At 63.4% G+C, this 12,642-nt stretch carries 10 protein-coding genes; 6 read left to right on the top strand and 4 right to left on the bottom strand.

Features of this window, described 5'->3' with window-relative positions; all coding sequences use genetic code 11:
- Positions 1-46: 46 nt before the first annotated feature.
- Both ACRTG1_RS17985 and ACRTG1_RS17980 read right to left on the bottom strand, forming a co-directional pair.
- Positions 47-427: a hypothetical protein gene (locus ACRTG1_RS17985; RefSeq protein ID WP_297558239.1), complete on the bottom strand. Its 381-nt coding sequence runs from the start codon at positions 425-427 to the stop codon at positions 47-49.
- A 7-nt stretch (positions 428-434) separates the two neighbouring features.
- Entirely contained in the window at positions 435-1,634 is a 1,200-nt protein-coding gene (locus ACRTG1_RS17980; protein ID WP_432516771.1) for a glycosyltransferase, read from the bottom strand.
- 337 nt (positions 1,635-1,971) lie between these two features.
- On the opposite strand from ACRTG1_RS17980, the gene ACRTG1_RS17975 reads away from it, so the two are divergent.
- The 5 genes from ACRTG1_RS17975 to ACRTG1_RS17955 all read left to right on the top strand — a co-directional run bounded on the left by ACRTG1_RS17975 (position 1,972) and on the right by ACRTG1_RS17955 (position 8,724).
- Positions 1,972-3,312, top strand: a complete 1,341-nt coding sequence (locus ACRTG1_RS17975; protein ID WP_432516770.1) for a polysaccharide biosynthesis/export family protein — start codon at positions 1,972-1,974, stop codon at positions 3,310-3,312.
- 46 nt (positions 3,313-3,358) lie between these two features.
- Positions 3,359-5,623: a GumC family protein gene (locus tag ACRTG1_RS17970; protein WP_432516769.1), complete on the top strand. Its 2,265-nt coding sequence runs from the start codon at positions 3,359-3,361 to the stop codon at positions 5,621-5,623.
- A complete protein-coding gene (locus ACRTG1_RS17965) occupies positions 5,613-6,527 on the top strand; it encodes a glycosyltransferase family 2 protein (RefSeq protein WP_432516768.1) in 915 nt (304 codons plus the stop codon). Before ACRTG1_RS17970 ends, ACRTG1_RS17965 begins: the two co-directional genes overlap by 11 nt.
- Before the next feature lie 9 nt (positions 6,528-6,536).
- Entirely contained in the window at positions 6,537-7,847 is a 1,311-nt protein-coding gene (locus ACRTG1_RS17960; protein WP_432516767.1) for a glycosyltransferase family 4 protein, read from the top strand.
- A 154-nt stretch (positions 7,848-8,001) separates the two neighbouring features.
- The gene (locus ACRTG1_RS17955) at positions 8,002-8,724 is read left to right on the top strand and encodes a sugar transferase (protein WP_432516766.1); all 723 of its coding nucleotides are present in this window, start codon (positions 8,002-8,004) and stop codon (positions 8,722-8,724) included.
- Positions 8,725-8,806: 82 nt separating this feature from the next.
- Here ACRTG1_RS17955 and ACRTG1_RS17950 read toward each other — a convergent pair whose 3' ends face one another.
- Complete coding sequence (locus tag ACRTG1_RS17950; protein WP_206545800.1) at positions 8,807-9,073, bottom strand: hypothetical protein; 267 nt, start codon at positions 9,071-9,073, stop codon at positions 8,807-8,809.
- Between the two features lie 111 nt (positions 9,074-9,184).
- Here ACRTG1_RS17950 and ACRTG1_RS17945 point away from each other — a divergent pair, with 111 nt between their 5' ends.
- Positions 9,185-10,678: an oligosaccharide flippase family protein gene (locus ACRTG1_RS17945; protein WP_206547210.1), complete on the top strand. Its 1,494-nt coding sequence runs from the start codon at positions 9,185-9,187 to the stop codon at positions 10,676-10,678.
- 21 nt (positions 10,679-10,699) lie between these two features.
- On the opposite strand, the gene ACRTG1_RS17940 is transcribed toward ACRTG1_RS17945, so the two are convergent.
- The gene (locus ACRTG1_RS17940) at positions 10,700-12,331 is read right to left on the bottom strand and encodes a GMC oxidoreductase (protein ID WP_432516765.1); all 1,632 of its coding nucleotides are present in this window, start codon (positions 12,329-12,331) and stop codon (positions 10,700-10,702) included.
- Positions 12,332-12,642: the final 311 nt, after the last annotated feature.

Genomic DNA, 12,642 nt, shown 5'->3' with positions numbered 1-12,642 from the left:
GCGGTTCTCCTCTAATCATTTTGAAAGGCATGGTCTGGACGCCGGTTCAGTGGCGCAGTTCTGGTCGCGCCAGCGTGTAGGACGGTGTCTCGTCATGGTCGGCGACAAAGCTCTGCGCCATCAGCCGAAGCTGCCCGACAAGGCCGATCTGGCGTTGCAGCGCCGCCATGCGCCGCGTGTAGCTTTTCATGGCGCAGGTCATGTCATCGATCTGCGTGGAGAGCCGTGCCTCACGGGGGTGATCCTCGAAACGCTCCTGCGCAAAGGCGGCAGTGGCCGCCACGCGCTCGCAGCGTTCCTTGAGGCCCTGTCGCTCGTGCCGCAAAGCCGCCTCGAGTTCCTCAAGATTCGCCAGAAGCTGCGCGAACCGCGCCGCATCGCTGTCCCGGTCGGGCTCTGTGTTGCGTATGCGCAGAGCTGAAAACATGGTCCCGTCACGCTCCGTTTCTCAAATGGGTGTCCCGTTGCATCTTCACGCCGGCAAGCCTTGGATGAAGCGGTGTGCGCGGGCGTCGCGCCGGCATCGGCGAAACGGGCGCGGGCTTTCGCCGTGCGATCTCGTCATCGATGATTTTCTGGAGGCGCGCCTTGAAATGCCTGTCGCTGAAGCGTTCGGCATGCTGGCGGATCAGGTCTGGCCGGAAGGCGCTCTCCATCGCTTCGAAACGATGCACGGCGTCGATCAGCCCGGCCTCGGACTGGTCTTCGAACAGAAGGCCGGTGCGGTCGGGCACGATGGAATCGAGCACGCCGCCGCTGGCATGGGCGATCACGGGTCTGCCGCTTGCCATCGCTTCCACGGGCACGATGCCGAAATCCTCGGTGCCTGGAAAAACGAGTGCGCGACAGGTCGCCAGCATCTCCTTCAGTTGCGGGAAGGGCGCGCGGCCGAGGAATGTGATCGTGGGACCGGCAAGCCGTTTCAGCGCCTCTGTCTCCGGCCCTTCGCCGATGACGACGAGCTTGCGCCCCATCGTGGTGAAGGCGCGCACGGCCAGATCCACCCGCTTGTAGCCGACGAGCTGGCCGGCAACGAGATAGTGATCGCCAAGATTTGCAGCCGGCGCGAAATCATCGACGCTCACCGGTGGATTGAGCACGGTTGCGCGGCGCCGATAGTATTTTCCGATCCGGTCGGCCACATGGCGCGAATTGGCGACAAATGCGTCCACGCGCGCGGCGGTGGTGACATCCCAGGTGCGCAGCGCCGGCGCGATCCACGGCATCATGAGGCGGGCCAGCGGCCGGGCATTGGCGCGGTAGAAATGATAGTGATCCCACACATAGCGCATGGGCGAGTGACAATAGCAGACATGGGTAGCCTGCGGCCCCGGCGTGATGCCCTTGGCCGGGCCGGATTCACTGGAAATCACCAGGTCGTAGCCGGACACATCAAGGCTCTCCAGCGCAAACGGCATCAGCGGCAGAAGCGACTGGTAGTGCCGGCGCGAGCCCGGGATTTTCTGCAAAAACGAGGGGATGACCCGGTGCCGCCGGATCTTCTCCGAAACCCGGCTCTCGTCATAGACCAGCGTGAAGATGTCCGCATCGGGATACATGTCGCACAGGGCTTCGACGACCTTTTCGCCTCCACGCATGGAGACCAGCCAGTAATGGACAATGGCGACGCGCACGGTGCTCCTCCCGGATTTGTCTTCCGGGATATTGCTGTGAAAGCGCGCGCGCGGGCACGCCGACAATACGGTTTAAGGCATGTCTGAACGAGGGAGCGCCACGCGCAAACGGGCTAGGTCATCATCCGATCGGACGGTTGCAAAGGGGCGGGGCTGCCCGCTCTGCCTCAAAAGCCCAATGGGCTTAGACGCCCTAGCCGAAAGGAACTAGCCGCACAGCATTTCAACCGAATTTACCTGACGCCGTTTCGCCCGATGATCGACGGTGGGGGAGGAGGTCTCGCGTCTTCCCCGGAACCGTATCGATCCAGAACCGCATCTATTCGGAACGGGCAGGATGAAGCAGCGCAGCATCAAGTGCACAGTCTCCACCGACCATCTGTCAGGGCGCGTCATCGCGGCCCTCATGCTTCTCCTCGCTTCTCTTCTCCTTCTCCTGCCGGGCACTCCTTCCCGCGCTTCCGAGGAGTTTCGGCTCCTGCCGCAGACGCGGGTGAAGATCGCGGTGGTCGAGTGGGTGGAGGCGCAGGGCGAATATCGCGAATGGACGGCGCTCAATGGCGAATATGCGATCTCGCCTTCGGGCCGCATTGCGCTGCCGCTGGTCGGTCCGATGGAGGCCGAAGGCCGGACACCGCAGGCGCTGGCCGGAGAGATTGCGGCGGCGCTTCAGGAAAAGACCGGTCTACTCGCGCCGCCCGACACCACGGTGGAGGTGGTGCGCTATCCGTCCGTCTTCGTCACCGGCAGCGTCGAGCGGCCGGGCGAGTTCGAGTTCAAACCGGGGCTCAGCGTGCTGCAGGCGCTCGCCATGGCGGGCGGGCGGGTGCGCAGATCCGACCAGTCCGGCGGCTATTCGGAGCTTGAACAGATCCGTTACGCCGGCGAGATCGGCCGCATCGATCTTCAGCTTCTCCAGCTTTCAACACGCCGTGCGCGCCTTGAGGCGGAGCTGGTCGAGAACGCCGAGGTCGATTTCGAGACGGCGTTGCAGGGCCGTCCGCTGGCGGGTCATGCAGCCCAGTTCGTGCGGGACGAGCAGGCCATCTTCGAGGCCCGGCGCAATGCCTATCAGCGTCAACACAATTCGCTTTCGGAGCTTGGAACGCTCTTCCGCGAGGAGATCAAGATCCTCGGCGAGAAGATGGTCGCGCAGGACCGGCAGATCCAGATCGCGCAGGACGAGCTTGGCAATGTGGCCCAGCTCGTCAAGAAGGGCACGGTCACGAAATCGCGCGAAACCGGGCTTGAACGCATCGTGGCGGATCTGCAGGCAAGCCGCCTCGATCTGGCGGTCGCCTCGATGCGCGCGCAGCAGCGGCTGAGCGAGACCGAGCGCGACGCGCTCAGCCTTGAAGGCGTGCGGCGCACCGAAATCGGCGCGGAACTGCAGAAGGTCAATCTGGAAATCGACGATCTGGAACTGCGTCGCGGGGTAACGGAGCAGCTTCTTCAGGCAACGGGCGCTTCGCTCCTGCGGCGCGGTGAGCGCGCGGTGGAACAGCAGCCGCTGCGCTTCAGCGTGTTGCGTGGCGGTGATCAGGCAATGCGGGTCGAGGCAAGCGAGACGACGCGTCTGGAGCCGGGCGACGTTCTTGACGTGCAGCTCGATCTGCTGCGCGCCGCAACGCCGCGCGCTTCGCTGGAAAACGGAATCATGCAGGCGCAGTCGCGCTAGATCGCCGTGCCTTCAGGCGGCGCTACAAGACGGGGCGGGACAGGACATGGTGGTGCAGGAAATCAGAAAGCTGACCGGGACGGACATGGCGTCCAGGGAAAGCCGGCAGCAACAGGACTACATTTCATTCCGCGACATATGGGCGTTTCTGCGCCGGCATTTCTTCATCCTCGCGCTGGCCTCGGCGGCGGGGCTTGCGCTTGGTGCGCTCTACATCGCCAAGACCCAGCCCACCTACACCTCCATCGCGCGCATCGTGATCGACCGCGAACAGGCCCGCATCGCGTCGCAGGATGCTTCCACCGGCACCATCATCATCGAGACGGCGGAAATCGCCAGCGAGGTGGAAATCGTCAAGTCTGAGGCCATCGCCCGTTCGGTGATCAAGCAGCTCAACCTGACCGAAGATCCGGAGATACAGACCAGCTCTTCATGGCGGTCTGCGGTGCGCGGTGCGATCTCCGCCCTGTTGTCGGTGTTCGATCAGGGGGATGAAGGCGCTGCGGCCGCAGGCGAACCCGATGAAGAAGACATCATGCGCCGCACCATGGCGGGTTTTCTGGGGCGCGTTTCGGTTCGGCGCGTGGGCCAGTCCTATGTGCTTGAGATCGGCTACACCTCCACCGATCCGGACAAGGCGGCGCGGGCGGCCAACGCCATTGCCAACACCTATATGCAGTCGAGCCTCGACGCCAAATCGCAGATCATCGCGCGGGGCGCGCAATGGATTGAGGACCGGCTGGTCGAGGTCGGCCAGCAGGCGCATGAGGCCGCCCTCAGCGCCGAGGAATACAGAAACCGCAACGACATCGCCCAGGTGGGCGCGTCCGGTCTCGACCAGCAGCAGCTTACCGAGATCAGCAGTCAGTTGCTGTCCGCGCAGGCTGCAAAAGCGGGTGAGGCCGCGCGGCTTGCCACGATCAACCGCATGCTCGCCGGTGAACTGCCGGACAGCTATGTCGGCGAGGCATTGAACAACACCGAGATCAACCGGCTGCGCAGCGAATTAGGCGCCGCCCGCACCCGGCTTGAGGCGCAGCAGACGCGCTATGGCGCAGAAAGTGAGCCGACGCTTGCGGCGAAGGCCGAGATCGCGCGTCTTGAAGGTCTCATCACCACCGAGCTGGTGCGCATTCAGGGGGTCTACAAATCCAATCTCGACACGGCTGAGGCGCGCGAACAGCTTCTTCAGAAGCAGCTCGATGCGATCAAGGGCAATGTGTCGGAAAAGAACCTCGCACGGGTCGAACTGACGGAGCTTGAAAGCCGCGCGACCACCTATCGCCGCATGTATGAAAGCGTTCTCCAGCAGCTCATCAGCACATTGCAGAAACAGTCTTTCCCGATTGGTGATGCGCGCATGGTGACGGCGGCCACGCCGCCGCTCGCGAAGAACTGGCCGAAGACGACCCTCATCATGCCGATGGCGCTGATGCTTGGCTTTGCCGGCGGGCTAGGGCTTGCGGGTCTGCGCGACGTGCTCGACCGGCGCATCAGCTCCGGGGAGCGGCTGGGGCGCGAACTGGGCCTGCCCACGCTTGGCTATGTGCCCTTCACGCGTTTCCAGGCCCCCGGCAGCAAGGGCGCGCTGCGCTTCGTTCTGGATGCGCCCTATTCGGGTTTCTCCGAGGCGCTGCGCGGCGTGAAAAGCTCCATTGACGCGGCCTTTCCTGCAGGTGGGCCGATCGTCGTCGGCCTCACTTCGGTCGGTGGCGGCGAGGGCAAGAGCACCATTGCGGCCAATCTCGGCCAGCTCTACGCCAATGAAGGGCTGCGGGTGGTGCTGGTCGATGCCAATTTCAAAAAGCCCTATCTCAGCATTCAGGCCGCCAGTGCAGGCCCGAAAGCAGGGCTTGCGATCTATCGCGACGATCTGGAATTGGACGAGCCTGTCGACGGCAAGCGCAAGGGCGACAAGCAGGTCCGTCACGATGAAGCGCCGATCCTTCCCGTCCTGACCGTCGACCAGATACGAAAGGCCGCGCATCCGGGGCACCGCTTCGGCCATCTGCCGGCGCTGAAGAAGAAGCTGGAAGAGCTCCGGCACGACTATGACGTGATCATCGTCGACCTCTCCACCTTCGCGACGTCCGCCGATGCGCGCGCGGCGAGCGCCTATGTCGACGGCATTCTTCTCGTGCTCGGAAACCGCCGCAACATGACTGTGGAGTGGCTGGCGAATGCGCTTTCCACCTTCGGCAAGTCGCGCGTCGGCATTCTGGGCGTGGTCTTCAACAAGCGCAAATCGGGGCAGTGGTGGCGACCTTCCAGCAGAAACACGGTTGGAGCGGGAGAGCGTCATGGCGTTTGAACGGTTTCATCGACACATGCACTATCGGGTGGCCGTGGGCATCGCGACCACTGGCCGACGGCCGATCCTTCATTCTGTCCTGCCGCATCTTCTGCACCAGTCGCAGCCGGTCGACGAGATCGTCATTTGCGCGGCTGCCGATGATGACGTCGATCCCGCCGCACTTGGCGCACTTTCCGGGCGAACCCGCGTGGTCTTCTCGGAGCGCGGGCTCTGCCGACAGCGAAACCGCATTCTCGAATGCGTCGGCAAGGCCGATGTCCTGCTCTTTCTGGATGACGATTTTCTCGTCGCCCCCTCCTATTTGGAAGAGACTGTGCGCATCTTCCGGGAGTATCCGGATGTGGTCATGAGCACGGGAACGGTGGATGCCGACGGCATTCTGGGGCCGGGAATCCCGCTGGAAGACGGGCTGCGGATCATCCGCACCCGGTCGGACGCGCCGCCGCGCGGTGGCGAACAGCCGGTCTATAACGGCTATGGCTGCAACATGGCCGTTCGCATGTCGACGGTGCGTGGTTATGGGCTGAGGTTTGATGAAAACCTGCCGCTCTATGGCTGGCTGGAGGATGTGGATTTCAGCCGGCAGCTTGCGCGCCATGGACGCATCGTGCGCTCACAAAGGCTGCGCGGGGTGCATCTGGGCACCAAGACGGGGCGCACATCGGGCATCCGGCTTGGCTATTCGCAGATCGCCAACCCTGTCTATCTGATGCGCAAGAAGACCATGAGCCCGCGCCATGCCGCGCCGCAGATCATGCGCAATCTTGTCGCCAACACGGTGAAGATCTTCCGGCCAGAACCCTGGGTGGACCGGCGTGGCCGGCTCTCGGGCAATATGCGCGCGCTGGCGGATCTCGTGCGTGGCCGGCTTGCGCCGCAAAACGTCACCGTTCTGGAATAGGAGCCAGCCATGCGTCCGGGACGTGTCGTCATCATCAATGACAGGTCAGCCGAGATCGGTGGCGCATCCAACCTTTCGTGCCTGTCCGCGCGCCTGTTGCGCGAGGCCGGCGTGCCGGTCACCTTCTTTGCCGGCGACAGTCCTGCGCAGGCAGGCCAGCCAGACGCGGTGCATCTGGGCGACAGGCCGCTCGTGGAGCGCGGGCGGATCGCGGCCTTTGCCGGCGGGCTCTACAATCGCAACGCCCATGCCGCACTCAGAGGCTGGATCGAGGCGCACGACCGACCCTCGACCATCTATCACGTGCATGGGTGGTCGAAGATCCTGTCACCCTCCATTTTCCGCGCGCTGATGGCGGTGCGCGGGCGTGTCGTGCTGCACGCGCATGACTATTTTCTGGCCTGCCCGAATGGCGGCTTCATCAACTACCCGATGGCGTCGGTGTGCAAGCTTGCGCCCATGTCGCTGCGCTGCCTGACCACGCAATGCGACAAGCGCGGCTTTCATCAAAAGGCCTGGCGCTCGGCACGGCATATGATGATGCAACGCTTCTTCGCGCTTCACAGCCAGCCGGCCAATATCGTTCTCGTGCATGAGGCGATGCGGGATTACTTCGCCCGTTCGGGCATCGATGACAGCCGCATGGTGACCATCCGCAACCCGGTCGAGCCCTTCCTGCGGTCGGGCGCGCGGCCGCAAGCGATGCGTGATTTCTTCTTCGTCGGGCGGCTGGAACCGGAAAAGGGCTTTGAAGACGCGGCACAGGCTGCCCGTCTGGCCGGCGTCCCGCTTCACGTCATCGGCGAAGGGGCAGGGCGCACCGTTCTTGAAAGCCGCTATCCGGAAGTCACGCTGCACGGCTGGTGCAACCGCGCCCGCATCGCGGAGCTGATGCGCACTGCGCGCTGCGTGGTCATTTCCTCGCGTGTGCCCGAGCCGTTCGGGCTGGCGGCGCTCGAAGCGGTGGGCAGCGGCATTCCGGTCGTGCTGCCCGGCCACGCGCTTCTGGGGCGGGAGCTGACGCAGGCGGGCGCAGCCTTCACTTTTCCGACCGGCGGCATCGAGGCGCTGGCCGCCACGCTGCGCCGGCTCGCCGATGATGACGGGCTGGTCGCGGCGATGAGCGACGATGCGCTTGCCGTTGCGCCGCTCATCGCCAACACGGCGCAGACATGGCTTTCTGCGCTGCTTGCGCTTTATGGAAGCGTGCTGGAGCGCGCCAGTGCAGAGCACGGACGCCGCATTCTGCGGGCCACGTGTGCAAAGGCCGCCGCAACCGAAACAGGGCGCTCCCTCCATCGCACAAGTCTGGAGCGCTAATGCTTTTGGCCAGCCGCCCAGCAACTCAAATGATGCCGATTAGACCGGCGGCTTTGCGGGAGTAGGGATGGTCCGATTGTTCGGTGGATTGCACCTAAATAGCGCCGTCCACTACCCCGATGGAGTTATATCACGCGGTTTGCGCGGCTTTATAATGATCGACGGCGAGGCACACAGAACAACACCCAGGGGCGGGTTCATGCTGTACGCATACGATAGTTCCGTAAAACAGGAATTGGAGCTGCGGAAAGTAAGACATTTCCGCTCCTATTTTGTTTTCAAGAGAACATTCGACATCGTCTTCAGTATTCTTGTTCTCTTTTTTCTTTTGCCGGCTTTCGCCGCGATCTCCCTGTGCATCCTTATCAGCGACGGAAGGCCGGTCTTCTATCGGCAGAAGCGCATCGGTCGCGACGGGCGCGTTTTCGACTGTCTCAAGTTCCGCACGATGCGGCGCGACGCCGACCGGCTGCTCAAGGAGCTTCTGGACAGAAATCCGGTGCTTCTTCAGGAATGGCGCGCCTGCCAGAAACTGCGCGACGACCCGCGCATCCATCCCATTGGCCGTTTCCTTCGGGTTTCGAGCCTCGATGAGCTGCCGCAGTTCGTCAACGTGCTGAAAGGCGAGATGAGCGTCGTCGGGCCGCGCCCGATCGTGGAAGACGAGATGGTGCGCTATGGCGAACGCATCAATGATTATCTGCTGATGAAGCCGGGCATCACCGGGCTGTGGCAGGTTTCAGGGCGCAACGACACGTCTTACGACCAGCGCGTCGGGCTTGATGTCCACTATTTCCAGAACCGCACGACCTGGCTCGATCTCAAGATCGTCTGGCGCACGGTCGGCGTGTTCCTGTTCGATCACAATGGTTGTTAGGGCGTTTCCTGCGCAATTCCGGACGGAAAACCGGTTCCCGCTTTTCCTGGAATTGCTCTAGCGCAGAGCGCACACGGGAATTCTAGAGGAGGTAGAGAAAGACAACGGCCAGCCAGACGACAAGACAGAAGGCAATAACAATCCAACGCGTGGCGATCTTTGCGCTGATCGCCTTGAAGGGCCGGGCCAGGAAACCCTGGTTCATCTGGTCTTCTTTACTCGCGTCTCGCACTGTCTGCTCGTTGTTCGCCGAAAAGCACCAAAGCTGTAACCGCTCACGAGGAACCGCAACCATCTGCAGCCCCTGTCTCAACGCCGGGCCGCACCGAGATCGGGCATCGAAATCCATGCAACCGCACTTCCGATTTATGCACCGCCAGAGACGGCGAATCATCGGTCATTTCAAGGAAAGCGTAGCTGATGCGCCCGCGCAGGTGAATAGCGGCGGGGGGAACGGCAGGTGAAACCGGATCACAAACCTCGGCAGGATGACACACAGCCCGCCGGCTTTCTCGGTCTGCCGCTCTCCACATTGCTGGGCGGCGGGGTCTGGGTCATGGTGGCCCGGCTGTTCGCGCAGGTGGCGCAGCTTGCCGTTTTCGTGGCTGCCGCCCATGTGCTGGAACCGGCCGAATTCGGCCTCTTCGCCTTCGTCTCGGCCATCGCGTTTCTGCTGGTCGTGGTCAGCGAAGGCGGGTGGGCCGAGTTCATCATGCGCTCCGAACATGGCGAGCAAAGGCTTCCCGAGCTTGCGGCAATCGCACTCCTGAGCGGCAGCGGCTTCACGCTGCTTGGCCTCTGGAGCGTTCTGATCGTTGGCGGGCTGTGGTTCCCGGTGTGGCAATCCTGGCTGTTCGCGCTCTTCACACTGTGGTTCGTGCCCGCCGCGCTTAACACGGTCTATGACGGCACGCTCGTTCATCGCCATATGCTCAACCGTCAGGCGATCATCCGCATGATCAGCGAGGCGGGCGGTCTGGTGGTGGCGCTGTTCGGCCTCTGGGCGGGCTGGAACATCGTCGCGCTGGTAATCGGTCGTCTTGTCACGAACCTCCTCAATGTCCTTGGCGGCATCTGGGTGCTGGGCTGGATCGCCCCGCGCTTGCCGGACCGCAGCGTGCTGGCCGAAGTGATCCACTTCGCGCGCTACATTGTGAGCGTGCGGCTCATCGTTTTCGGCCGCGCCTATTCGGGAACGCTGCTTGTGGGCAGCCTGCTTGGCCTTGCCGATGCGGGCTATTACCGGGCGGCCGAGCGCATCGTCGCTGCCTTTTCCGAACTCGTCGGCGAGCCGGCGCGTCTTCTCGCCTGGGTGATCTTCCGCCGTGCCGGCAATCAGGATGCAGGGACGGGTGACGATGCGATCACGCGGGCGGGCAACGTCTTCCTGCCGGTGCTTTTCGCCGTGGCTGCCCCTGTCTATGTCGGCCTTCTTCTGGTGGCGACCAATCTGGTGGATATCGCGCTTGGCAGCGGCTGGGCGCCGGTGGCGCTGGTGGTGAAGATCCTCGCCGTTCGGCAATTGCTCATGTTCCAGGGTTATGTGACCGAACCGCTGCTTTCGGTGCGTGGCGAGGTGAGCCGGCTCTGGCCGCTCTCGCTGATGATCAGTGTCACCTCCATCGGCATGATGGTTGCGCTTGCGCCTTTCGGGCTTGTCTATGCGGCGCTCGGTCAATGCGTGGCGGCTGTCTTCGCCGGCGGGCTCTCGATCTGGTATCAGGCGCGCTATGGCCGGCTCGACTGGTCCCGCATCGCGGCCAATAGCGGTCTGATCGGGCTCGCTGCTGCGGTCATGTTCGTGGGTGTCTCGTCGCTTGCGCACTGGCCCGCCGAAGCGCATCTGCCCAGTTATTCGCAGATGGCCGTTCAGGTGCTCGTCGGCGCACTGATCTATCTGAGCGTTCTCTATGCAAGCTGGAAATGGACCGGCTGGCTGAAGTCCGAAGGCTAGAGGAAACCCCGGCAGGGGCCTTCAGCGCAAGAGCCGTGCTTTCAGGTGGTCTGCCAGCCGCAGGGTCAGCGCGAGGATCATCAGCGTCGGGTTCGCATGGCCGGGCGTTGGAAAGACGGAGCTTCCTGCCACATAAAGCCCTTCGACGCCATGAATTTGCGCATTGCGGTCGACCACGCTGGACGACGGGTCTTCGCCCATGCGGGTGGTGCAGGCGGGATGCGCCATGTCGGCAAAGGGCGCGTGTTTGAAGTCTTCGTCCAGAACCCATTGTTCAAGACCTGGCTGCGGCAGGCCCACCCGCCAGAACTCCGCCGAGATCAACTCGGCAAGCCGCGCCACGCTGGCCGTTTCCGCCCAGCCTATCTTCCAGTTGACGCGCGGCATGGGGATGCCAAGCGGATCGCGCCGCGATGAAAGCGCCACCCGGCTTTCGCGGTTGGGACGCTGCTCGACCATTGCGTCGAAGCGCAGTTCCGTCATCTGGCGCGGCAGGCCGCGTTTCATGATGAGCCGGCGGTGCAGGCCAGCCGCCAGCCCGCCGGGCGCGGCAAGGGCCGTGCGCAGATCGCTGAGCCGAAACCGCTGCCTGCCGGCATAAAAGCGCTTGAGCGCCACCCACGGGTCGGTCGGTGCAAGCATCTGCACCGGATAGGTGGCGCAGTTGAGCAGCCCTTCGCGGGCCTGAAGACGCGGGCTCAGCGCCAGTCCGCGCAGATAGAAATGCGTGCGGTGATTGTGCGTCAGGCCGTAAAAGCCGAAATGCTCGGCCACGTCCTGCAGCGTGTCCCTGCCGAACCGGGCGATCACGGTGCGCGGATGATCGGCAAGATACCGACCCACGCAGTCGCGTTCATTGCCGATGCCCTCTTTCGCCACGTCGTTCGAGGCAAGCAGAAGCCGCGCATTCTCGATGCCGCCGCAGCACAGAACCACCTTGCGCGCCCGCACGCTCGCCTCGACGCCCGAAAGGCTCTTCAGGTCGAGCGTCTCGATCCGCCGTCCATTTTCGGAAAGGCCGATGCGGGTGACGGTCGCATGGGTGAGAATGTCAATGTTCTTCGCCGTCAGCCTGGCCGCGATGTCGGCAAAACGCAGCGGCTCGCTGCTGCCCGTCCTGTGGCTGAACTGCCAGAAGAAGGTGCGCACCAGATCGTCGTTCAGATCTATTTCTGCCGGCGGCGAGACCAGCCGGTGATAAAGCGCCCTGTCATAGATGTTGGGGCCGAGATTGAGCAGTTCCGCCGCACGGTCCAGCTCGCCGGCGAGATCGCGGCGCGGAAAGGGCCAGCCGGAGCCGGGAACCCATTTGCGCATGTCGAAATCGATGTCATCGAAGGCGGCGCATTTGCCCACCCAGGTGTGGGTGCTGCCGCCGACCAGACGGTTGCGCAGTTCGAAGGCGGGAATATCGTTGAGCCAGGCGAGATCGCCCGTATAGCCGCGCTGGAGCGGCATGGCGTCCCGCGCATTCGGGTCGCCGACATTTTCCACCCGGTTCAGTGTCTGCGCGTCCGGTTCGAAATCCGTGCCGCCGCTTTCGATCAGCAGAACCTTTACGGGCGTGTCGGCAAACTCGCGGGCAATCGCCAGCCCTGCCGGTCCCGCGCCCACAAGGGCGAGATCGGCTTCGAACTGAGTGCCGGAAGGCATGGTTCGCAAGTCTATATCGGACACATTGCCACCTGAGAGGGCGGCTCAGCCATGGACAAAACGGCTTGCCGCGCCGTGAAAACCCCGCAGCAAGGCTAGCAAAAACACGGCCCAGGCCGAATTCATCCAAATTGCATAGAAGGGGCTACTTGCTAAGGGTTTTGGCCATGGCCGGGTAGGGCCGCAGCGCCCCTGTTTCGGATGATTGGATTATTTGAAAACCCCTTGGGCGCGGCATAGGCTCGAAGCGTAAATGGGGCGCCGCGGCGCAAGCGACGTGCCCCTTCTGCGCACCGCGCAGACCGGGCATG

It is taken from the genome of Nitratireductor sp. PBL-C9, assembly GCF_050877045.1.
In the GTDB taxonomy this organism is placed as follows: Bacteria; Pseudomonadota; Alphaproteobacteria; order Rhizobiales; family Rhizobiaceae; genus Nitratireductor; species Nitratireductor aquimarinus.
The sequence above is the reverse complement of the archived record's forward strand: the minus strand, read 5'-3'. Positions and strand labels throughout refer to the sequence as shown.